This window comes from Undibacterium sp. Ji42W, assembly GCF_049340405.1.
Lineage (GTDB): Bacteria > Pseudomonadota > Gammaproteobacteria > Burkholderiales > Burkholderiaceae_D > Undibacterium.
The window spans coordinates 513,435-536,141 of sequence record NZ_JBMPOV010000001.1 but is presented as its reverse complement, the minus strand read 5'-3'; the positions used below and the strand labels follow the sequence as shown (position 1 = coordinate 536,141).

The following is a 22,707-nucleotide window of genomic DNA, read 5'->3' as shown; positions in this document are numbered from 1 at the left end:
AGCAGCAATGACGCAAACTAACTGGTGGATGTTCCATGGCGATACTGCGCACACGGGTGAAGTGCAGGGCAGTGATATCAGTCGTGACACACTTGATCAATTCACACTATTGCATGATATAGCTATTCCTGGCCCGGTCTTATCCGTGCCTGCCATCGTCGATGGTTATCTGTATGTAGGCCTGGCGAATAATCATGAACTGCCTGGTGCCAATGGTGGAAAGTTCATGAAGATAGAATTATCCAGCGGTATGACAGTAGCGCATTATGAATGGCCGATAGACCCGGCAGAAGGTGATACACACGGCTTCATGGGCATGGGGTGTACCCCGGCTATTTGGGACAATAAAGTCTATTTCAGTGCTTTCAATGGCAAGTTCTATTGCCTGAGTGCGGCAGACTTGAGCTTAAACTGGGTCGTCGATTTGCGCCATGCTGATCCTGATTTTAATCAGCCTACATCCAATCTTGGCGATGTCACGGCGGGCGTGCCAGCAGCGGGTTGGTCATCGCCAGTCATCGCCGCGGCAGATGGCAATAATGGTCTCGTCTTTGTTGGTATGGGCGAAGGTGAAAACCCTGGCTGCTTTGGCTTCATCTATGCCATGGATGCCCAGACCGGACAAGTGCAATGGATATACTGCACCTGCCAGTACGAAGAAGGTGTGCCCAATTTACCCAATGTCTTGCCGCCAGAATCCGTGAGTGGTGCTTTGCCAGCCATGTATACCGTGGGGCCGAATAATCCTGCTATACGCGGTGCTTCTGTCTGGTCTTCGATTGCCTATGATGAGCGGCTTGATCGTCTTTACTGCGCAACCGGCAATCCTGTGCCTGACAGCGCCTTGCCAAGCAAAGGGTTTTCCAATGGTATCTTGTCGCTCGATGCATCAAGTGGCCAATTCCGCGGTTTTAGCCAGCCACCGGCAGAAAGTAGTTATCGCGCTACCGACGTCGATGTTGATTTTGGTGGTTCGCCGACACTGCTGACCATCAATGGTCGCCGCATCGTCACCGCTGGTTGCAAGAACGGTGGTTTTTTCAGGTACGATGCGGCGACGCTGGAATTACTCAACTGGCGGCAATTACTGCCTTTCTATAACGATGGCACCCAGATACCCACGGTAGATCCGCATGTCTCTCCCAATGACCAGCGCATGGATCCCTATGTGCCAAATCAAGAGTCAGATGAGGAAGACCAGGAAAACTATTCTGGCACTTATAGTACGGCAGCGGTGCACACTGCACTCGGTCGTTTGTTCATCGGTGTAGGCGGCAATAATTATCATAATGTCGAAGCGGGTATCGATTACCGTACGACCCCGTTCATGCGCGCCCTGGATTGGGAAACCCTGGAAGATGCCTGGGCCATGGATGACAGTGATCCGCGTCTGTATATAGAGTCGCAACCACCTATGTACCGCACACCTGGTGAGTCCGGTTTGAGCTCGCCTGTGGTCGTCAATGACCTGGTGTTCTTTTCCACCTCCAAAGTTGCCGTGTATGCCTTTGATGTCTATAGCGGCAAGATGCTCTGGCAAGATAATCTGGGTGACCAGACTGGCGGCATGAATGGTGGTTATGGTTATTGCCTGGGGCCGGCAGTGGCAGGTAATTACATGGTGGCAGGTGCGCTGGTATTTGGTAAGCAGGGCGGAGTATTGCGTATCTATGGTTTGAAAGACCAGGAGAATCAACATGCTTGAAGTTATCTTGTTTGGTATTGTCGCAGGGCTCGACAATTTACAGGCCAGCAGTTCTCTAGGGTTGTTACCCATGCAGCGCAAACGCATGCATATGCTGGCTGTGGCTTTTTGCGTCTGTGAATTGGGTGGTGCGATTCTGGGTCTGCTGCTTGGGCGTGGCCTGATCAGCATGCTTGGGTCGCTCGCATCTCATATCGCGCCTTTTGCCATGCTGGCTTGCGGTGTCATTATCTTGTGCCTGGCTTACCGGAGTGAAGCCAGAGGTTTGCCACAATTCGTCAACCATCCAGGTTTTTTGCTGGGTTTGCCTCTGGCACTGAGTCTTGACAATGTCATCGCCGGTGCTGGTGTCAGCTTTTCCAGTGCGCCTGTGTTGACCTCGGCCATCATCATCGGTGCCATCAGTGCGGGCATGGCTTGCTTTGGGCTGTATTTTGCTAACTGGATACGCAATTTTTTACCTAAACGCATGGAATTGCTGGCAGGTGCCTATATGTGTTTTCTGGCTGTACGCATGATGTATAACGATTGACGGACCTTGATCATGCCAAAAGACCAGAGCGAGCGCATGGCCATGCATGCCTATGTGCGCAATCTTAATTTTCCCAGCAGTGTCGCTGTTTCACCAGCAGGTCAGGTATATATTGCTGAGACGGGTTTGCCATTTGATGGGGCTGCCAAAGGCGGGCGGGTACTCAGCGTCAATGAAGATGGTAGCGTCCAGGAGTTATTGAATAATTTGCGCCAACCAGTGAATGGTCTGGTTTGGCATGACAATAGCCTTATTATCTCTGAAGGCGGTTACCCAGGCCGCATCAGCCGTTTTGATTTGCACACCACTACCTGGACAGTGTTGCTGGATGATTTGCCTGGCTTTGGCAACTACCATACCAATATGGTGGCAGTAGGACCAGACAATAAAATGTATTTCGGCCAGGGTGCCATGACCAATAGCGGCATCATAGGTACGGATTCACACGACCTGGCTTGGTTGCGTGAGACCAGGCATGCGCCAGATATGCCAGGCTATGACATTGAGCTCAGCGATCATGTAGCGACAGTCACCGACCCTGAAGGTCAGCAGATATACACCAGCGCATTTGCCCGCTTTGGACAAGTGCACACAGGGGGAACTCACTTGCAAGGCCAGACTCCATGTACGGCCAGCATCATGCGCTGTAATCTGGATGGTACAAACCTGGAACTGGTGGCTTGGGGCATACGCAATGCCTTTGGCTTGTTATTTCTGCCGGATGGCAGGCTGATCGCAACTGAACAGGGCACTGATGTACGCGGTGTGCGGCCAGTCTGGAATTGCCCTGATTTTCTATTTGAAGTAAAACCAGGTGCCTGGTATGGCTGGCCAGACTATCTCGGCGGCTTACCCATCAACGCGCCTGTTTATCGAAATCCGCAAGGTGAAGGTCAAGTCTTTGTGTTGACTAATCATGCAGAATTGCCTGCGCCAGAAACACCCTTGCTTGCCTTCGATGTCAATGCCTGTGCTGTGAAAATGGCGCAAATACCTGCCGGGCTGTGCCATGCAGGTCATCTGATCGTTGCGCAATTTGGCGATGAACGTCCCATGACCGGGCCGCCGGGGCCAAGAGTAGGGCGCAATCTTATCCGGGTAGATACCAGCGACTGGAGCAAACATGCTTTGCCCGCATTGACATCTGTGCCTTGGCATCGACCCATCGATGTCGCTTTCTCGCCAGATGGCAGCTTCATGTATGTGGTCGATTTTGGCGATTTTGAATTCACCGCAACAAAAAATATACGCGCACGCGCCGCTAGCGGCTGTGTCTGGAAAATTCCTGTTAATAATATGGAGCTGACATCATGAGCCAGGTTTCATTTGAAAAAGATATTGCGCCACTGTTCAATCAGTTCCGCGCATCCATGATGTGGCGGCTGGACCTGACCAAATATGATGATGTCAGGCTCAATGCCAGTATGGTATTAAGTCAGTTGTCACAGAGCGGCATGCCACCACCACCTTACCCACCCTTTACCAAGGAACAGGTCGCTATGTTCCAGACCTGGATTAATGAAGGTTTTCCCAAATAACTTGTTCACACAAAATTGTGGAAGGAAATTCACATGAGTCTCAATGCACAAACCCTCATCGGTAGCTGGGAAATGGTCGAAGCCTGGGATATAGGTGACGACCCCAGCGACCCGACCAACAAAACCTACCCCTGGGGTAATCCGTCAGCAGGTTACTGGGTGTATGACAAGAGCGGCCACTTCAGTTTGATGATTTCGCAAAATCCGCCGCTGGCAATACCAGCAGACCCTTTCAGCGGTCAGCCGCAATCGTCCTGGCTGACACCGCAAAAGCCCTGGGAAGTACCGCATTCCCTGTTGATTGACAGTTTTGCCACTGCCAGCCCGTATTCTTATTTCGGTACCTATACGGTGGAGATGGATACAAATCACCCACACCTGGGGGGCACTATCATCATGAACGTATTTGCCGATGTCATGCGTGCTTATACCGGCACAGTACAAAAACGCAGCTTTGTATTTGATGGCAAGGATTATTTGAATGTGGGGACGCCAGGTCAGTATTTAAGGCGATTAAAAAGGCTGACCTGATGCGAGATTAAGAATGCAGGTGTGCTGTTAAGGCTTTCCTGGCTGGTTCGCCGTAGCTGGCTTTGCGCGCTCTACTACGCGGCTTGAAGGTGTATCTGGTGCTGACAATAAGCCCAGGCTGGTCAGCGAATTGGTCATCAGGCTTGCACCTTCTTTGCTGAGTTTGCGTCCCATGTCCAGGCTGGCGTCAACACCATCTTTGGCTGCATTCAGTACGGTTTTACCTGCATTGATCTCGGCATTGACCAGGGTGCTGGCACCTGCCACGATCAGGTGCGCACCAGTTTGGGCCATTTTTACATTCTGCTCCACACCCTTTCTGACCAGTTCTGCACTACCGTATGCCAGCTTGGTACTGATATCGATGGTAGCTTCTGCACCTGTCCTGATAAGATGTGCGCTGGTACGTGCCGCATTTATTTCTGCATCAACGACGGTGGTGACGCCACTCTTGATGACATCTGCGCCAAGTTTGCCGCCAGCCAGATAAAGTGCCAACCCCAGCTTGACACCGGCTTCGGTTTCGTTGCGTGGCTGGCTGTCCTGGCCAATCACTTTCATCGCAGTTTGTACATAGTCCTGGTATTCGCGGGTTGCGAGTGAGGCAGGTTTATAGTTGGCGACAATCGGGGCATCCCAGTTGCCATTTTTATTTGAAATGGAATGGGCCGCATGTTCTTCTATGAAGCTTTGTCCTTTGTAGTTGGGACTATGGGCGACAATACGGCCACCGACATGGGCACCACCAAGCAAATGTACCGGGTCGCCAGAAGGTATCACTGCACCAGGCTTGGTTTCAAAAGCGATGACGTGATGATCGCCAGCGATACCACTGGTATGAGCACTGGAAGGTGAACCTGGTACACCGGCAATCCCCGGCGCATTAAAAGTGGTGAAGTGCAGGTGTTTTTGTATATCTGCCTGCGGCACGTCCTTGATCTTTTTCAGGTTTTCATCATTGACCGTCCATTGCACCAATGCGCCGCCAAGACTGTGGCCCGTGACTTCAATATTGTTGCCCGACTTGATGTTTTGCGCCAGCCAGCGATTTACTTCAGGCTGTGCGGCAGCGAACTGTGCTCTACCGACATCCATCGCATCCGCATAGGCATCCGTCGCTTTTGGTTCGGTGCCGCGCATGCCAAGTATGCGTGTGTTGGACGGGACACTGGTATTGCTGGCGTCGGGCTTAAGTGCATACATGAAGGTGCCGTTGGCAGAGGCAAATGTGCCATTCTTGCCAAAGCTGGTGTCGATTTCAAAGCCTTTGGGTACCTTGCCATTGTTGCCGCCATAAATGTCCTCAGACACTTGACGCGCCGTTTCCTTGCTGACGAATCCTGTCATTTCTTTTCCTCTTTATGGTAAGCAAAAAATAAAGTACTGTCACGTTCAAAGGCCAGGGTTTCTCCATCAGGAGAAATTCTGGGATTGCTATCAAATTGTCCTGGCACACCTGGTGGCAGATGTACAAACTTCGCCTGGGCCATTTCAAATTTCCAGATTCCACCATGCTGTTCGTGTGGGCCTGGCAGGGAGAAATAAATATTGTTAGCAGGGTCGATGCTCAAATGTTGTATGCCCTTGCCAGAGTGTGTGGAAGTGGCAAATGAAAACACGCTTTCCCATGCATGTGCTGCACCATCAAGACGGTAGCTGCATACCTGATCATAGTCATCGTCAAAGTCTGATTTGCCTTTGAGTTTGCAGGGCGCATACAATAACTTTTCATCAGGGCTGACAGCATAAAAAGTCATTGTTGCAAGCGCGAATCGCTGGTCATGATCCAATCTTTCAAGGATCTTGTTGCCAGTATCCCTGAGAAAAACCGCTTTCTTGACAGTCGGTTTGCCCGTCTCGTCTGGTAGTGGTGTTTGTGGATTTGGCACATCCTTCAAACCTGCGCCAGGTACACGCACGGATACCTTGTCCTCCCACAGGTAACTGGTGATTACATATTGTGCCAGTGCCAGTACTTCATCGTCTTTGACATCCCAGCACAAGGTCTTAAAACCAGGGTGGATGAAACCGGCGCATGATTTATCGAGATGGTAGCTATTGCCGATGGCATTGCGTGGCATGCTGACGACGACATATTTGCCCGCGAGACTGACATTACTGGCGCCGGTCTTTGTCGGGCTGTCTTTGGCGACCAACAATAACTGGGCGGGCTGCCCACGTAGCATCAGATAAAGGGCATCCTGATTGAGCGTTTTGTTGATGGTTTGATTTTTACTCAGGGCTGACAGCAGAAAAGTTTGATCCTTGCAAGCTTGCACGCGAAATTGCAAGTTTTTTCCTTGCTTGTCTTTAAGTTCTATCGGCTGCACTTGCTCAGGGTGCCTTACATCAATATACAGACTGCGCTGTTGCTGGGCATCCATAGGCCCACCAAGGGTGATTGCCATGTGGTTGGCATCGCACCAGAATGCCGCGGCATTGTCATAGCCACTGGATTTGACAACAACATCATGAGCCATGGCCTGACCGCTTGAAAACAGCGTGACCACCGTCGCAATACAAATGGGCAAGAGCAAAGTATTTTTCATTTCACTTCAGGATGGCGGGTCAGAAGTCGATGCTAGTTTTGGTGGGCAAGAAATAATGTCTAAAAAGTTTAAGCCAATAATAGCATAAAATAAAGTGAAGTTTTGTGTTGTCTAATAAGAAATTTTATTGTTTTTATGCAACTTATGTAAAATTGTCTCAGCAAGGCACCAGCGACGATGTCAGGACTGTAGTCAGGCTAGGCGCTGCAACGCAGCAGGGACGGTTTTGCGTAAGTCCTATTTTATTTATTGCCATAACGCGAACTTGATCCAGCTTCGGCGATCAATAATTTCTTAACAAGCAATGACATCTGCTGCCTTAAATAAATATTATTAAAGATTATTTTGAAAGATGAGGGGTCATTAACCTGTTTTACCGTAAGGGCAGGGAGGGGCTGCGCAGATGGCTGCAAAAAAGAGGACATAGGTAACCAGATACCGTCAGGTAATAAAATTTAAGGCATCGGCCTTACCTGAAGTCTTATAAATACGGCAGCAATCCTAAAAGCAGGGCAGTTATTTGGGTATAAATTCCCTGATTTGAATGACATTGCCTTCTGGGTCATGTCCGTCACAGATACGGTAATGCTGGAATTCCCATTCCCAATTGACTGCATCTATTTTTCCGCCGAGGCTGGCCGCCGCATCCCTGGCTTTACTAATGCTGGTTACGGGCAGCATTAATTTGACAGCGCTGTCCGAACGGCGCAATGGAGGATTCAAAATCTCAAAGGTATTGGCAATATGCGCAGGTATGGCATGGATCACCAATTGAAAATGTGGCAATTCAAAAATGGTATATTCTTCATTTGCATGCGTTGCGGCCGGCGGCAGTATTTGTTCGTAGAAGCAGCTGAGTTTGCTTAAGTCTCTGGCGTAGATGACTGCGCCTGGAGTCGGTAAATGTGACATGATTTTCCTTAGCTCTTTGAGATGAGTAAGTGTTCAATGCAGTTTTGATATCATTAGGTTGCTTGAGAAAAAAATGCAGCTGTGACATATTTATTCATCTTCTACAGCTAATTTCAGCATATTCATGCCATCGCTTACAAATTTTACACGAATTGGTTTTTTGTTATGCGTTAATATATGAGAAAGTATATGAGAAAGCTCCCTTACTTCGATAGAGATTCTGGGGAAAAAGCCAGTTGCGGTTTATAATTTCAGCTGTTACAACATTAATGCGCATTTTTTGTCACTGACGCGGTCAACATTTCCGGAACCAAGTCGGGCGAATAAAGTCTTACGGACTATGAATCAGGTTTCTAATCAAGCACATCCGGATTTTCATCAGCAAAAGACAGGGCAATTGCGAGCCATCGCACTGGCAGCTGTCGTGCATGTCGTTCTGTTAAGTTTTTTGTGGGTAGGAGTACGCTGGCAGAATAAACCCAGTGAAGCTCAGGATGTAGAGGTCTGGGATACTACTTTCCGCGAAGCCGCCCCCAAACCTGTCCCCGTCCCTGAACCCATCATAGAAGAAAAACCTAAAGAGCCTGTGCCGGTCAAGGAAGAAGTGCGTCAGAAAGACCCTGAAATTGCTTTGGCACAGGAAAAAAAGCGTAAATTGCTCGAAAAGAAAAAAGAAGAAGAGCGTCAGCACGAACTGGCTGAGAAAAAACGCAAGGAAGAACAGCAAGAAAAACTTGCTGAACAAAAACGCAAGGAAGAAAAGCTGGTTCAGGAAGCTGCAGAGAAAAAGAAATTGCTGGCCAAGGAAAAAGAAAAGACCGATAAGCTGTTTAAAGATGAGCTGGATCGCGGTAGGAAACAGCTTGCAAACGCTGGTAGCGGCGGGACTGGCACTGCTGAAAAATCTACAGGAAATAACCGTGGTGACCCGAGTTATGCTGCCAAGTTGTCAAGTATTGTTAAGACAAATACAAACTACACTGGAACAGCTTCCGGTAATCCGCAAGTCGAATATTCAATTTCACTATTGCCAGATGGATCACTCCGTGGTGCAATACGCAAAATCAAATCTTCTGGCGATCTTGCCTTTGATGAAGCTGTGGCGAGAGCAATTGAGCGTTCAGCGCCTTTTCCTAAGGATAAATCGGGCCAGGTTCCTGCGAATTTTACATTGACGCAAAAAATGAAAGAAGAGTAAATAGCAATGATGTCGACTTTGAAAAAAATAGCAGTTAATGCAAGTTTGGCTGCCATAGCTAGCCTTGCTGTGGTTGCTTCAGCTAATGCCCAGCTTCATGTTGAAGTTGCTGGCGTAGGTTCCAACCAGATCCCCATCGCTATCGCTGGTTTTACCGACGAAGCTCTTACTCCTCAGCAAGTCACCAGCATCATCAGGGATGATCTGAACCGCAGCGGTTACTTCAAAATTATTGATACCAATGTTGTTCTCAGTGAAACCGCTACTGTTAATTTTGGCGACTGGAAATCGAAAGGCGCAGATGCGCTGGTGGTTGGTAGCGTACAAAGTCTGGCAGATGGTCGCTTTGATGTGCGTTACAAATTGTTCGATACCGTAAAAACCAATGCTTTGTCGGGCTTCTCCGTGACTGCGCCGCCAGGTAACATACGCTTGACCGCGCATAGGATAGCCGACGATATCTATGAAAAACTGACTGGTGTACGCGGTGTATTTTCTACCCGCGTCGCCTATGTGACCAAGGCTGGCTCCGAGTACAGGCTGGAAGTTGCCGATGCCGACGGTGAGGGCACTAAAATCGCTTTGCGTTCGCCAGAACCCATTATTTCTCCAGCATGGTCACCAGATGGCACCAAGGTTGCCTATGTGTCCTTTGAAAAGCGCAAACCTGTGATACTGGTACAGAACCTGATCACCGGTGAAAGAACAGAAGTTGCCAATTTCAAGGGTAATAATTCAGCACCGGCATGGTCTCATGATGGCAGCAAACTGGCAGTCGCTTTGTCGCGCGATGGGCAGACTCAGATTTTTACGGTAAATGCCAATGGCGGTAATCTGCAAAAATTGACCTCCAGTTCATCGATTGATACTGAGCCGCAATTTTCTGCCGATGGTCAGTCTATTTATTTCCTGAGCGACCGCAGCGGCGGCCCACAAATTTATAAAATGAGTGCAAGTGGTGGTGATCCAAAACGCGTCACCTTTACCGGTTCATACAATATCACCCCAAGAATATCCCCTGACGGTAAGACTTTGGCTTATATTTCACGTCGTGATGGCAAGTTCCAGTTGTATGCACTGGATTTGGCCACCGGCCAGGAATTAAGACTGTCTGATACCACCAAGGACGAGTCACCGAGTTTTTCACCAAATGGACGCTACATCATGTACGCAACTGAGTCTGGCCGTCGTGGCGCGCTCGCGGTAGTGTCGATTGATGGCAAGGTGAAGCAGAAATTGACGGTCCAGGCCGGAGATATTCGGGAGCCCACCTGGGGTCCTTTCATGAAATAAGCAGTATTTACTATTTGATTAATCAGGAGAGAAAATGCGTACTACATCCCAATCCAAAACCCTGGCAATCTTGATTTCCAGCGTTGTTCTGATGACAGCTTGCGCTTCCAAAGTTCCACTGGAAGACAAGAAAGTCGAAGATAAATCTACGACTACGACAACGGCGTCCAACACAGACACAAATACAGTAAAACAAGTCACTGCAACTGTTGATCCGTTGACGCAGGGCGCATTGGCCAAGCGTAGTGTGTATTTTGACTATGACAGCTATGCCGTCAAAGAAGAGTTCAAACCAGTGGTTGATGCACATGCCAAGTTCCTTGGCACTAACAAAAACCGCAGTATCCTGATCCAGGGTAATACCGATGAACGCGGTGGTCGCGAATACAATCTGGCATTGGGTCAAAAACGTGCAGAAGCCGTACGTAAATCCCTGACTTTGCTGGGTGTGTCCGATGCGCAAATCGAAGCGGTTTCTTTGGGTAAGGAAAAACCAAAGGCAACAGGTAGCGATGAAGCTTCCTGGGCAGAAAATCGCCGCGCAGATATTCTGTACAAATAATCTCGTGTTTGAAAGCCTCTGTTGAGGCTTTCTTTGCATTTGGCGCAGCAACTTTGCCATGAAGCTGCTACGCGTTTTCATTTTTTCAGATTGCCATGAAACTTAAATCCATACGCACCACCGTTCTTGCTGCCGCGCTGTCTTGCGCATTTTTGCCTACTTTGGCCTCTGCCGGTATTTTTGACGATGATGAGGCCCGCAAAGCCATACTGGATTTGCGGGCAAAAGTGGATGCGGTCAATGCCAGGCTTGATTCCAAACTGGAAACCAAGGCAGATAAAGGCACTGCCATGGAACTGGCAAATGAAAATGAAGCGTTGCGCGCAGAAATTTCCAAGTTACGTGGTCAGATAGAGGTGTTGTCGAACGACGTGGCAAATGCCCAGAAACGCCAGCAAGACTTTTATGTGGATCTCGATAATCGTATCCGTAAGCTGGAGCCCAAGCGCGTGACAGTCGATGGGCAGGAGGCGACTGTCGATGTCAATGAGCAGCGCACTTTCGATGCTGCAATGGCCTTGTTCAAGGCCGGTGATTACAAGGCGTCCGTGCCCGCTTTCAGCAACTTCCTGACAACCTACCCACAATCTGCTTATGCAGGATCTGCGCAATATTGGCTGGGCTTTTCTTACTATGCTCAACGCGATTTCCGCAATACGATCTTGAATATGCAGCAAGTAGTCAAGAATTATCCAGATCATCCCAAGGCACCTGATGCTCTCTTGAATATTGCTGCCTGCCATATTGAGCTCAAAGAAAAACCTGCAGCCAAAAAAGTGCTGGAAAGCGTTTTGGCCAAATACCCTGATACTGAAGCGGCACAGGCTGCCAAGAACCGTTTGGCGGGATTGAAGTAAGCCAGTTCCATCGTGGCGTTGCTTAACGGCGACGCCAGGACAAACTGCCCGTTCTCTACGACAGGGCGATCAAATAAGGCCTGCCCGACATGCCCATCGTTTCTTATTCCAGTAGCAGCGTTGACAGAGTAGCTGGAACATAATATAATTTCGGTCTTTCGGGGGTCGTTAGCTCAGCTGGTAGAGCAGCGGACTTTTAATCCGTTGGTCGCAGGTTCGAATCCCGCACGGCCTACCACGAACATAAAAGACTTAGGTCGTGTTACTAAGTCTTTAAATTTTTTAGCATTTTGCAACAAGTTTTGGGTCGTTAGCTCAGCTGGTAGAGCAGCGGACTTTTAATCCGTTGGTCGCAGGTTCGAATCCCGCACGGCCTACCAAAATAAAGGACTCAGGTGTCATACCTGAGTCCTTTTTGTTTTTGCAGCACGGCTTGATGGCGTGTTCCCCCCCATAATAGGCAATAGCAAGACAAGGCAGGCTGCGCGCCACCCTTCTGTCATATTATTATTGGCGGGACTATCATGCCTTATCCTTTGAGTGAGCTTATTACCATGAAAAAGAAACCTGGCAGTGCAAACACGCAGGCCGTGCCTGAGTCGCAAGAAAAGCACGAGATACGTCCCGGGCAGTCGCTGGAGTTGCTCAAGGAATTGCATATCCTCACGCGTGACGGCAAAATGAACCAGGATAGCCGCCGCAAACTCAAGCAGGTTTATCATCTTTACCAATTCATAGAGCCGCTATTGCAAAAATTGCAGCAAGACCATGCAGATATCAGTCTGGTCGATCATGGCGCGGGCAAGTCGTATCTGGGATTCATTCTGTATGACTTGTTCTTCAAATCTGAGCAGGCGCAAAGCAAGGCCAGGATTTATGGCATAGAGACCCGCGATGAACTGGTGCAGCGCTCCACCGAGTTGGCACAGCGACTGGATTTTCCGGGCATGTCTTTTTTGAATTTATCTGTTGCGGATTCGATTACTTCATCAGCGCTGCCAGAAAAAATCGACATCGTCACAGCTTTGCATGCCTGTGATACGGCGACAGATGATGCGATACAGTTTGCCCTCAAGAAGAAGGCCCAGTTTATGGTGCTGGTACCTTGTTGTCAGGCAGAGGTCGCAGCAGAGCTGCGCAAGTCCAAGGGCGATGCGGTAAAAAATAATCCTTTGTCAGAAATGTGGCGCCATCCCATACACACGCGCGAATTCGGTAGCCAGATCACCAATGTACTGCGCTGCCTGCAACTGGAGGCGCACGGATATCAAGTCAGAGTCACAGAACTGGTAGGATGGGAGCATTCGATGAAAAATGAACTCATCGTGGCAGAATACAAGGGCTTGCCGGCCAAACGACCTGCAGAACGTTTGGCCGAAGTGCTGAAGACCACAGGGCTGGAAGCCATGCAGAGAAGATTTTTTGTACAGTCTTAAGCATTTTGTGGCACGCAGACCACCGCAGTTTATCAAGGTCACTGTAAGGTCATAAAAAATGATTAATATCATTTATGCTTATTATTACGACTTACGCAAAACTGCCCCAGCTGCGTTGCAGCTCCCGCATTTTGCAAGATTCGGTACTAAAGTTACTGTCTTCGTCGCTACGGTGTAGTTGAGGTTTCGGGCAACATGTTGTCCGCCAATGTAACAAACTGCTCTGGCAAGAGAGGTTTCCTAAGGCGACAGCCTTGCTGGGACAATTTTGCGCAAGCCCTAATGGTGTAATTGATTTGTTTTTGCTACTCGTTTTTTTGAATACGACACTCATACTCAGTAAAGGATAAAAAGCATGCTGGCCGCCGTTGATCTGGGTTCCAACAGTTTTCGCATGCACATTGCGCGGCATGAAGGCGATGTCATCAAAGTCATCAAAAGCGCGCGCGACCCTATACGCCTTGCAGCAGGTCTGGATAAAAATGGCAACCTGACGCCAGAGGCCATGCAAAAAGCGATCAACTGCCTGGCGCGCTTTCGTGAAATTCTGAATGCCTATCCGGTAGAAAGCGTGCGGGTCGTCGCCACCAATACCATACGCATTGCAAAAAACGCCGCGCAATTATTGCCACTGGCCGAGGCAGCGATAGGGTGTCCGATCGAGGTGATTTCCGGCGAAGAAGAAGGGCGTCTGATCTATATCGGCGTATCGAATGCCGTGGCAGTGCCGGGTGAGCGCCGTCTGGTTCTTGATATCGGCGGTGGTTCGACCGAGGTAATACTTGGTCATGGCCATGAAATTCTTAGGGTGGAGTCCTTCAGCATAGGTACGGTCAAGCATAGCGCGAGTTTCTTCCCGGACGGACGTTTGACGGATGCTGCATTTGAAGCCGCAATCCTGTCTGCCCGCTCTATGTTTGAAGATGCTGCACCACCTTACCAGCCACAACACTGGCGCAAGGCTTATGGATCTTCAGGCACCATGCGGGCGATTTCTGACGCCATCAGCAAAGGTGGATTGGGTGACGGCACCTTGACCTTGAAAAGCCTGAATGCCCTCAAACAATACTGTGTGCAATGCGGACAGATAAATCAGCTGGAGTTAAGTGGCATCAAGCCCGAACGCGTGGCCATGGTGGTCGGTGGCTTGGCCATACTCATCGGCCTCATGACGGAATTTAATATCAGCATCTTGCTGCCCATAGAAGCCGGTTTGCGTATGGGTGTGATGTGGGATTTGTATTTGCGCGCCACCAGGCGTGACCGACGTGAGGTTGCAGTAGAATCTTTTGCTAATTTATTCCGTACCGATATGTCACGCGCTAACCGGGTGGCGGATATGGTGAAGTCCCTGTATCTGCAGTTGAAACCTGCTAGCGACACCTATGTGCACTTATTGCAATGGAGTGCGACCCTGCACGAGGTTGGCATGGCGATTTCACATACCGGCTATCACAAGCATGGCGCTTACATGATAGAGAACGCTGACATGGCGGGCTTTACCACGCGTGAGCAAAGGGTGATGAGCAAGCTCATCCTCAGCCAGAAAGGGAATTTGCGCAAGGTTGGTGATGGCCTGGCTGACCAGGATTTTGCCAAGGCAGTATTGGCACTGCGCCTGGCGGTGATGCTCATGCATTCACGAGCTGAAATTGATTTTGAAGATGTGCGCCTGAAAATGAAGGGACGTGTTGAGCTTGAGATGAAGCGCGACTGGGTCAGTGTCCACCCTACAGTAGCTTACTGGCTGCAAAAAGAAATTGAAGCCTGGCGTGAGATAGGCGTGGATTTTTTGGTCAGGGCAAATGTTTAAGCGCCCCAAAAAAAGCAGGTTTTAAAACCTGTTTTTTTCAGCCAAAATCTATCCCCAATTTTCCCTATTGCGTTACACAGTGTCAGACTTCGAATAGCATGGCCTGTAGTTTGCGTTCATTTTGCGAGTGTTTTATTCACTGTCGCGGCTAACGTAGAAGAAAAAGGATTTATTTTGTTATTACTATCAGGTAAAAACGGTTCCGGAATCAATATTCTGTATCCGCTTATCGGGAAAAAATGGCGATCCGAAATACGAGTGATTGAATGGAATCAATATCGCGCCCTGTTGCCGATTTTTATTGCCGCTAATTTGTTATTTTGCGCAATTTATAGCGTAATGCTATTTACTGAAGTTGAAAATTTGCAGCAACTTCTTTCTTATGCGCCTTTTTTACAAGTCATTTATTTGTTCTTGCGTACCAGGTTTGGGAGGAAATTAATTGATCTTTCACCTGTAAACGAATTAAATAAACAAGTCGCTCCTCCTGCTGTGTGGCTGGATTATATAAGTGCATCGTCCATGTTGATTTTAGTTACTTCCATTGGAATTCAATCCACAACGGATGGATTAATTAAAATTCTATTGCTTGTGGTTCAATTAATCTTTGCTCTCTTTGGCGCCTTACCTTTCCTAAATTATTTTTCTTTCAAAAAAAGTGAAGAAAAAGCGGTCGGTTAGCTGTCCAGCCTTCAGTCGCTCAATCAATCCTCGCTCGTCGGTTTAGCAAAGTCCTGAGCGAGATACCAGTCGCCCCCATTCTAAAGCCGTTATGTGGCGGCGCATCTACTCAGCACTAAACTCTCGAAGCGCTTAACACGGTCATTGCAAGCGATCGCTAGTCAGCCTTGCTCGTATCGCTACGAATCCTGAGCCCCAAGCTCAGGATCATGTGCAGGAGTCGCTCAAATCAATTATTCAACTGCCACGCAACAGATAGCCCGCTTAAGTTCGGTGGATTGAGTGTAAGTGACTGGCAGAAAGCCCATTTTTAAAATGTGTCAAAAATAAGTCAATTTCCAGTAATTTGCATGCATGAAACGACTGTTTCATGTAACATTCGTTTCATGAACAGACGAGATGAATTGCGCGATAACGCGCTTGACTATTTTTTGGCCCATGGACTGGCCGAGTTATCGTTGCGGCCATTGGCAGAAAAAATCGGAACCAGTGCGCGATTATTAATTTATCACTTTGAATCCAAGGAAAAACTGATCACGGTTGTGATGGAGATGGTACGTGCGCGTGTCCAGCAATCAGTGATCAGAATGATGCAGGATACCCAGGGTGAAGCGAGTATGGAGTCGTTCTGGAACTGGATTACAGATATAGAAAACATTCCTTATGTGCGCTTGCTTTTCGAGGTCCAAGTATTGGCGCTGCAAAATCCCGCAGTCTATGCACAATTCTTATCCGACACGAGTTCTAGCTGGCTGGAAGTGCTGGAGCATGGCATACCTGAATCGGCAGACCGCCGCACGATCGCAAGCTTATGCAGTGCAGTGATCGACGGCCTGGTGCTGGAATATATGAGCACAGGCGATCTGGACCGCACTACTGCCGCATTGAAATTCTTTGTTTCTCTGTTAGGTCAACACACAGAAAGATTCAAAACATAGGGAGCATGAATCTTATGCTTTGTGGAAGTAAAAACCTGAGGATAGTGGCAAGGAAAAATGCAGAAGCGCGCTGCATTTTTACATCCGGCTTGCATAGCAACGATAAATTTCCAAATGTTTTATCCCCTATGATACACACCAAATATAAGGATACGCCCAGTATGAACAAGCTCAATAGCACCTCAATAAGCGGGACGGAAATAATAGAAAATCCAAAGAAATTATTGGCTTCACCCAGACATACGTTGACTTTGTTTGGCATTGTCATGATTTTGCTGGTGGCCGGTGTGTTGAACGCTTCAAATAAGCCTGCCGTTTCCCATGTACCCGATCCGTCTCAAATGATCAAAACCAATTTGATCATGATCGTCATACTCTGGTATTGGGCATTTTTCATTTATAAAGGCATGCAAGGCTATGGTCGTTCGATTTTGGAATTTTTTGAGTTAAAGCGCTTTGCCACGAATAAATTTATCAGCGATTGTGCCTTTGCAGTACTGGCATTCGCACTGATTTATGTATGTTCATACTTTGTGCATACTCTCTTGCCTGACCAAATTTCGCAATCCAGTAACCCGATTCTTTCTTCCAAGCCGACCGGCTTATTTGGAGTCACTGTCTGGATATGTTTATCAATCAGTGCCGGCATCTGTGAAGAGATAGTATTTCGAGGTTATCTCCAACGCCAACTTGGTTTAATGACGGGAAATGTCAGTATCGCTATCTTGCTCCAGGCTATCCTGTTCGGGATTGGACATGCTTATGAAGGCCTTAGCTCGGTAGTAGCAATCGTGCTGCATGGACTCATCTTGGGTATTCTCGCCAAATGGCGCGGCAATATACGTGCTGGCATTATCGAACACGCGGGGTGGGATATTCTCGCCGGCTTCGGACTCATAAGTGCAAATTGGTGAAATCGCGGTGACAGATAGCAAGAGCAACTCGCCGTAAAATAACCGCATTGCCATAGCCATAATCCAGGCGACATTCAAGATGTGCAAGCAGCAGAAATAAAAAAAGACAGGTTTAAAAACCTGTCTTTTTTATGAAGCGAATCTATCTGGAATCCATCAGAAATCAAATTGTGCTGACAGTTTATAAGTGCGCGGTGCACCAGGGAATAAATAACCACCCAGTGATTGCGTCACATCACGCCAGTAAAACTTGTCCAGTGCATTGTCGATATTGAAGCGCAGGGTAGTGGCTGTGTTGCCAATTTGTGTCGCATAGCGCACTCCCAGATTGACGACGTGGTAACCCGGTACCGTCACACTATTGTCGGGGCTGAATGCCTTGCTGCTGGCATATTGCCAACTCGCGTTCAGATTCAAACCCTTGACTTCAGTTACCGCATAATCGGTATAGACAGTAGATTTAAAGCGCGGCACATTCATGACACGCTTGTCGTCCAGACTGCTGATGCCAGTGTTTTGCTGTTTGGCATCCAGCGCAGTCAGGCTGGCACCCAGATTCAGTTGCGATGTCAGCTTGCCTTGGGCAGAGAGCTCCAGACCAGTATGCAGTGCTTCACCATTGCTGACATAGGTATTGCTGATATTGGTATATTCCAGTGGCTTCTTGATGCGGAAGATAGCAGCAGACAGACTCAGGTCGCGCTTTACATCTGCCTTTACACCCAATTCAATTTGCGTGGATTTGCCGGGGTTCAGCATCTGGTTGGCATTGCTGGTGCCGAACGGGGCGATGCCACCATGCTCCAAGCCTTGTGCAAAACTGCCGTAAACAGAAATTTGCTGTGTTGGTTTGAAGACCAGTGCTGTCGTCGACAGGAGCTTGTTCTGGTCATAGCCTGGATTATCAAACTGCGTGCGCGAGATATTCAAATAACGCAGACCCAGATGCAGTTTCAGATTATCTTGCAGGCTGATAATGTCTTGTACAAATGCTGACCATTCCTTGTCAGTGCGGCGCAAAATTGCGGGACCAGTTTTATTTGTAGATGGCATCACGCTGACAGGGCGAAATAAATTGCTGCTGCCCGCATAGTCATAGACATAGTCGCCAAAATAATCTTTGCGCTGTGAATTGCTGAGGCCCACAGCCAGTTCATGCTGCATGCCGCCCGCATTGAATTTGCCATTCAGTTGTGCTTGCGTGCCCCACAGTGATTTGGATTCATTCACGCTTTGATAGTCATACACATCATAGTCGCCATTTGCGCAGTAACCTGGGTACAGGTTGGCGGCACCGCAGCCATATGGGAATGCAGTGTAGTCATCACGTTTGAATTCATGCTTGTTGGCAGAGACACTGGCGCGCCAGTCAGCATTGATCTGGTATTCAAAACGCAGCCCCAGATTGCTGTTACGGGTATCTACCGGTCTTGCCCATGGCTGCGCATTCAGCATCAGGTCAGCAGGGACACCTTGTGGCAAATCCGTGCCATTGAATAATTGAAAACCGGGTACCGACAATTGGGATTTGTGCTGGTAGTCAGCATCTATTTGCAACAGCGCTTGTGGTGTGATGTGCCAGTCAAATGCGGCAGAAACGAACTGACGATTACCATCTGCGCCTTTGACATAAGAGCGCAGGCGTTCACCCGCTGCATTGATGCGAAAGCCAAATTGCTTGTCGCTGGAATTGTCACTGATATCTGCAGCGCCATATACGGTACCGCGCTCGCTGATTTCAAATGTGGCGGAGCGAACAGCATAGCTGGTCGGACGCTTGGTCACATAATTGATGATGCCCCCAGGCGTACCAAAACCAGCCTGAAAGCCTGCAATACCTTTGAGTATTTCTATGCGTTCCTTGTTTTCCAGGGGGATGGCCGCATCACCTGGTATGGCAAAACCATCCTTGCGGTAGCTGCTGGAATTATCCAGGGCAAAGCCGCGTATAGAGAATTGCTCGGCATATCCAATCGCGTTATAGGAATCATTGACGCTGGCATCAAACTTCATCGCATCGGTGGTCTGGCGTATGCGCAAGTCTTGCATCTGTGTCGTGCTGAAGGCATTCACTGAGTTGGGCGTATCCAGCAACGCTGCATCAATAAAACCAGTGACCTTGCTGCGTTCAACCTTGGTTTCCGTACCTTTGCTGCCAGTGATCGTTACTTCTGGCAGCGATTTATCGTTGCCAGGTGTACTCTGTGCATAAGCAGAAGATAGCAACAGGCAAGCCTGGGCAATGGAAAATGCAAGTACAGTGGGGCGTAATAAACTTGGGCGTAAGACAGTATTGTTAGACATTGTTTGCTCTTGGTGCGTTGTGGGTGACAGCGCGGGAGCAAACAAAGAAGCAAGAATAGCCGGGACTTTGCGCTTCCCTTCGCTGGCATTATCCAGATCAGGTAGAAGGGACTCTCTCACCCGGAAATTATTATCCCCAGGACCCCTAGCGTAGGTAGCAGTTTAACACGAAACCACCGGAGTGGCTTTTTGAGCTGTTATGTGCCTATGTAGTTTGTTTAGCTTCGACTTTGACAGTTCTGAAATTACGCCACAGCCCCTCAGCTGAATACACGACCAACGCTGCCCAGATGGCGATAAAGCCTGCCAGCTTATTGGAATCAAACGGCTCGTGGTATAGCCAGACTCCAATCAATAATTGCACCAGCGGTGAAATATATTGCAATAATCCCAGTGTTGTCATCGGTATGCGACGGGCACCTGCCGCAAACAACAACAAGGGGATAGCAGTAATCGGGCCACTGATGAGCAACAGCATCTTGATATCCACGCTGCTGGCGATGAAGCTGTTTTGCCCTTGCAAAGTCATCCAGCATAGCCAGCCAAAAGCAAATGGAAAGAGCAGGGTGGTTTCCAGTGACAAGCCTTCCAGTGCGCCCAGTGCGGAGGTCTTGCGCAACAAGCCATAGGTGCCAAAGGTCGTTGCCAGCACCAGGCCTATCCATGGCAGGTGGCCTGTCTGTATTGTCAGCCAGGCTACGCCCACAGCAGCCAACGCTACTGACAGCCATTGACCAGGGCGCAGTTTCTCACGCAGCAAAACTGAGCCTATGAGGATATTGACGAGGGGCGTGATGAAATAACCGAGGCTGGCATCAACGATATGGCCATGATTGACAGCCCAGATATACACAAACCAGTTGACTGATAAAAGTACTGCGCTAAGTGCAAAACCGCCTATCAGTTTTGGTTGCCTGATTGCTGCACTGACCCAGGTCCATTGCTTGCGCCAGGTCAATACCCCAACCAGGAATACCAGCGACCACAACATGCGGTTCAGCAGGATTTCCAGTGCAGGCACATCGTGCAGGCTTTTGAAATAAATGGGGAACAAACCCCATAGGAAATACGCGGAGCCTGCAAACAAAATACCTTGGCGCATGAGTAGCAATCAATCTGTAAGGCTTGCGGCAGCAAGCAAGGAAAACATTATCGCTTGAAAAGAAATTGTTTGCTGCCAGTGCCTATTTGCTTCTTGCTGTTGCCAGATGTTTACACAGAGCCTCGGTACCATCGAGTATGCGCGGCCCGGCGCGATTGAGCCAGTCCCCTTTGACCGTATAGAAATTGTTTTTCTTTACTGCTGTCAGGATGGGGTATTGCTTCCAGTCTGCCATACTGTCGATATTTTCACCGCTACTGAATATGACGTCAGGGTTGGCTGTCAGCACTGCTTCATTGGTGATCGTTGAACTCAACTCCTTGAGCTGGCCAAATACATTTTTGCCGCCGCACAGACGTATGGAGTCGGACACCATATGCGTGTCATTGATGGTCATCAACGGCCTGCGTATCATTTGATAATACACGCTGACCGGTGCTGCCCCTGCTGGCAATTGATAAATCTTGCGCAGATTGTCGAGACGCTGCCTGAACTTTTGTGCATTGGCTTTACCAGCGCTTTCAGTCCCTGCCAGGGTTGCCAGTCTTTCTATTGAAGTTGCTACCATTTCAAAATTGTGAGGCTCACTTTCAAATACAGTGATGTGGTTGCTGCGCAATTTATTGGCCAGGATTTTGGCATTGCCAGTACCCCAGACAATAACCAGATCTGGTTTGAGGGAGAGCAGGCGCTCCAGGTCCAGTGCAAAAATATTGCCTATCGATGGCAGTTTTTTCGCCGCCTCTGGATAGTCGCTGTAATCGGTCACCGCGATGAGGTTATTTGCCGCACCAGCCTCGAACAATATCTCGGTAATATGCGGTGCCAGGCTGATGATGCGTTGCGCTGGCTTTTCCATCGTGACTGGGCGTTGCGCATCATCCAGTACAGTGATGGATGCATGGGCAAGAACAGGTAAGGCCAGGCTCATGATAAGGCAGCTTGCAAGTGCAGCGCTGCCTGTTCGCAATTGCAAGCGGCGCATCAGATTTCCAGATTGTCGATCAGGCGCGTACCGCCGAGCTTGGCTGCTGCGACCACCACCAGAGGTGATTGTTGGGCGATGTCGCCGGCAGACGGCGGTTGCAGGTCGGCGCGTTTGCGTATTGAGATGTAATCCGGCTTCCAGTTGCGTGTCGCCAGTTTTGCCATGGCTTGACGTTCGAGCTCAAACAGATCCAGATGACCTCCGCGTACTTCTGCTGCTATTTCGTTCAAGACTTTGTACAAGGCAGGTGCCTCGGCACGTTCTTCTGGCGACAGATACATATTACGCGAAGACAGGGCCAGGCCGTCTTCTGCCCTGAAAGTTTCGGCAGCGATAATTTCAGTCGGCAAGGCAAATTGCTTGCTCATATTGCGTACTATCATGAGCTGCTGGTAATCCTTTTTGCCAAAGACGGCAACGCGTGGTTGCACGCAAGAAAACAGCTTCAGTACAACAGTGGTCACTCCAGTGAAGAAGCCTGGTCGGAATTCACCTTCAAGTATATTGCCGAGGTCATCCGGTGGGCGCACCCGGTATTCTTGCGGTTCCGGATACAAGTCTTTTTCAGTGGGGGCAAACAGGACATACACGCCTTCTTTTTCCAGCTTCTCTACGTCAGCCTGGAAAGTGCGCGGGTATTTGTCGAAATCTTCATTCGGGCCAAACTGCAGACGGTTGACGAAAATCGATGCAACGACAGGGTCGCCATGTTTTTTTGCCAGGCGCATTAGGGATAAATGCCCCTCATGCAAATTGCCCATGGTCGGCACAAATGCAGTACGCAATTGCCCGCTTAACTGGTCGCGCAACTCTTCAATGGAGGAAACGATTTTCATGGTGCAGCTCTGTAGTAA

General features: G+C 48.9%; 21 protein-coding genes, 2 tRNA genes and 1 riboswitch. Of the genes, 16 read left to right on the top strand and 7 right to left on the bottom strand.

The features are described 5' to 3' along the window. Window positions 1-7 precede the first annotated feature (7 nt). The 5 genes from ACO0LG_RS02590 to ACO0LG_RS02570 are packed head-to-tail and all read left to right on the top strand — an operon-like array spanning window position 8 to window position 4,306. Window positions 8-1,705, top strand: coding sequence for a PQQ-binding-like beta-propeller repeat protein (locus tag ACO0LG_RS02590; RefSeq protein ID WP_423022992.1), 1,698 nt, complete (start codon window positions 8-10; stop codon window positions 1,703-1,705). Further along, window positions 1,698-2,237 (top strand): manganese efflux pump, encoded by a 540-nt coding sequence (locus ACO0LG_RS02585; RefSeq protein ID WP_423022990.1) that lies wholly within the window; start codon window positions 1,698-1,700, stop codon window positions 2,235-2,237. The genes ACO0LG_RS02590 and ACO0LG_RS02585 overlap by 8 nt, the downstream gene beginning before the upstream one ends. A gap of 12 nt (window positions 2,238-2,249) precedes the next feature. Next, on the top strand, window positions 2,250-3,551 hold the full coding sequence (locus tag ACO0LG_RS02580) for a PQQ-dependent sugar dehydrogenase (protein WP_423022988.1): 1,302 nt from the start codon (window positions 2,250-2,252) through the stop codon (window positions 3,549-3,551). Then, window positions 3,548-3,775, top strand: coding sequence for a hypothetical protein (locus ACO0LG_RS02575; protein WP_423022986.1), 228 nt, complete (start codon window positions 3,548-3,550; stop codon window positions 3,773-3,775). Before ACO0LG_RS02580 ends, ACO0LG_RS02575 begins: the two co-directional genes overlap by 4 nt. Before the next feature lie 33 nt (window positions 3,776-3,808). Beyond that, a complete protein-coding gene (locus tag ACO0LG_RS02570) occupies window positions 3,809-4,306 on the top strand; it encodes a lipocalin-like domain-containing protein (protein ID WP_423022984.1) in 498 nt (165 codons plus the stop codon). Window positions 4,307-4,333: 27 nt separating this feature from the next. Here ACO0LG_RS02570 and ACO0LG_RS02565 read toward each other — a convergent pair whose 3' ends face one another. From ACO0LG_RS02565 to ACO0LG_RS02555, 3 genes are all read right to left on the bottom strand, one after another. Continuing rightward, window positions 4,334-5,653: a hypothetical protein gene (locus tag ACO0LG_RS02565; protein ID WP_423022982.1), complete on the bottom strand. Its 1,320-nt coding sequence runs from the start codon at window positions 5,651-5,653 to the stop codon at window positions 4,334-4,336. Beyond that, window positions 5,650-6,855, bottom strand: coding sequence for a hypothetical protein (locus ACO0LG_RS02560; protein WP_423022980.1), 1,206 nt, complete (start codon window positions 6,853-6,855; stop codon window positions 5,650-5,652). Before ACO0LG_RS02560 ends, ACO0LG_RS02565 begins: the two co-directional genes overlap by 4 nt. A 516-nt stretch (window positions 6,856-7,371) precedes the next feature. Continuing rightward, window positions 7,372-7,767, bottom strand: coding sequence for a hypothetical protein (locus tag ACO0LG_RS02555; RefSeq protein WP_423022978.1), 396 nt, complete (start codon window positions 7,765-7,767; stop codon window positions 7,372-7,374). Between the two features lie 280 nt (window positions 7,768-8,047). Between ACO0LG_RS02555 and ACO0LG_RS02550 the strand changes: the two genes are divergently transcribed. The 11 genes from ACO0LG_RS02550 to ACO0LG_RS02500 all read left to right on the top strand — a co-directional run bounded on the left by ACO0LG_RS02550 (window position 8,048) and on the right by ACO0LG_RS02500 (window position 17,459). Continuing rightward, the gene (locus tag ACO0LG_RS02550) at window positions 8,048-8,965 is read left to right on the top strand and encodes an energy transducer TonB (RefSeq protein WP_423022976.1); all 918 of its coding nucleotides are present in this window, start codon (window positions 8,048-8,050) and stop codon (window positions 8,963-8,965) included. Window positions 8,966-8,974: 9 nt separating this feature from the next. Beyond that, window positions 8,975-10,258, top strand: coding sequence for a Tol-Pal system beta propeller repeat protein TolB (tolB, locus tag ACO0LG_RS02545; RefSeq protein WP_423023292.1), 1,284 nt, complete (start codon window positions 8,975-8,977; stop codon window positions 10,256-10,258). A gap of 34 nt (window positions 10,259-10,292) precedes the next feature. Then, on the top strand, window positions 10,293-10,820 hold the full coding sequence (pal, locus tag ACO0LG_RS02540) for a peptidoglycan-associated lipoprotein Pal (protein ID WP_423022974.1): 528 nt from the start codon (window positions 10,293-10,295) through the stop codon (window positions 10,818-10,820). A 95-nt stretch (window positions 10,821-10,915) separates the two neighbouring features. Beyond that, a complete protein-coding gene (gene ybgF / locus ACO0LG_RS02535; protein ID WP_423022972.1) occupies window positions 10,916-11,677 on the top strand; it encodes a tol-pal system protein YbgF in 762 nt (253 codons plus the stop codon). A gap of 162 nt (window positions 11,678-11,839) precedes the next feature. Then, window positions 11,840-11,915: transfer RNA gene (locus ACO0LG_RS02530), tRNA-Lys, on the top strand. A 66-nt stretch (window positions 11,916-11,981) separates the two neighbouring features. Beyond that, window positions 11,982-12,057, top strand: a tRNA-Lys gene (locus tag ACO0LG_RS02525). Between the two features lie 174 nt (window positions 12,058-12,231). Beyond that, the gene (locus ACO0LG_RS02520; RefSeq protein ID WP_423023290.1) at window positions 12,232-13,113 is read left to right on the top strand and encodes a class I SAM-dependent methyltransferase; all 882 of its coding nucleotides are present in this window, start codon (window positions 12,232-12,234) and stop codon (window positions 13,111-13,113) included. A gap of 355 nt (window positions 13,114-13,468) precedes the next feature. Then, on the top strand, window positions 13,469-14,926 hold the full coding sequence (locus ACO0LG_RS02515) for a Ppx/GppA family phosphatase (protein WP_423022970.1): 1,458 nt from the start codon (window positions 13,469-13,471) through the stop codon (window positions 14,924-14,926). Between the two features lie 174 nt (window positions 14,927-15,100). After that, window positions 15,101-15,607, top strand: a complete 507-nt coding sequence (locus ACO0LG_RS02510; protein WP_423022968.1) for a hypothetical protein — start codon at window positions 15,101-15,103, stop codon at window positions 15,605-15,607. A 386-nt stretch (window positions 15,608-15,993) separates the two neighbouring features. Next, a complete protein-coding gene (locus ACO0LG_RS02505) occupies window positions 15,994-16,545 on the top strand; it encodes a TetR/AcrR family transcriptional regulator (protein ID WP_423022966.1) in 552 nt (183 codons plus the stop codon). Window positions 16,546-16,706: 161 nt separating this feature from the next. Beyond that, the gene (locus ACO0LG_RS02500) at window positions 16,707-17,459 is read left to right on the top strand and encodes a CPBP family intramembrane glutamic endopeptidase (protein ID WP_423022964.1); all 753 of its coding nucleotides are present in this window, start codon (window positions 16,707-16,709) and stop codon (window positions 17,457-17,459) included. 156 nt (window positions 17,460-17,615) lie between these two features. Here the strand turns inward: ACO0LG_RS02500 and ACO0LG_RS02495 are convergent, their stop codons facing one another. The 4 genes from ACO0LG_RS02495 to panC all read right to left on the bottom strand — a co-directional run bounded on the left by ACO0LG_RS02495 (window position 17,616) and on the right by panC (window position 22,689). Further along, complete coding sequence (locus tag ACO0LG_RS02495) at window positions 17,616-19,763, bottom strand: TonB-dependent siderophore receptor (RefSeq protein WP_423022962.1); 2,148 nt, start codon at window positions 19,761-19,763, stop codon at window positions 17,616-17,618. A gap of 57 nt (window positions 19,764-19,820) precedes the next feature. Continuing rightward, window positions 19,821-19,920: riboswitch (TPP riboswitch) on the bottom strand. A gap of 48 nt (window positions 19,921-19,968) precedes the next feature. After that, entirely contained in the window at window positions 19,969-20,865 is an 897-nt protein-coding gene (gene rarD, locus ACO0LG_RS02490) for an EamA family transporter RarD (RefSeq protein WP_423022960.1), read from the bottom strand. A gap of 82 nt (window positions 20,866-20,947) precedes the next feature. After that, entirely contained in the window at window positions 20,948-21,796 is an 849-nt protein-coding gene (locus ACO0LG_RS02485; protein ID WP_423022958.1) for a cobalamin-binding protein, read from the bottom strand. Between the two features lie 53 nt (window positions 21,797-21,849). After that, window positions 21,850-22,689 carry a pantoate--beta-alanine ligase gene (gene panC / locus ACO0LG_RS02480; protein WP_423022956.1) on the bottom strand — a complete coding sequence of 280 codons (840 nt, stop codon included), beginning with the start codon at window positions 22,687-22,689 and terminating at the stop codon, window positions 21,850-21,852. Between the last annotated feature and the right edge of the window lie 18 nt (window positions 22,690-22,707).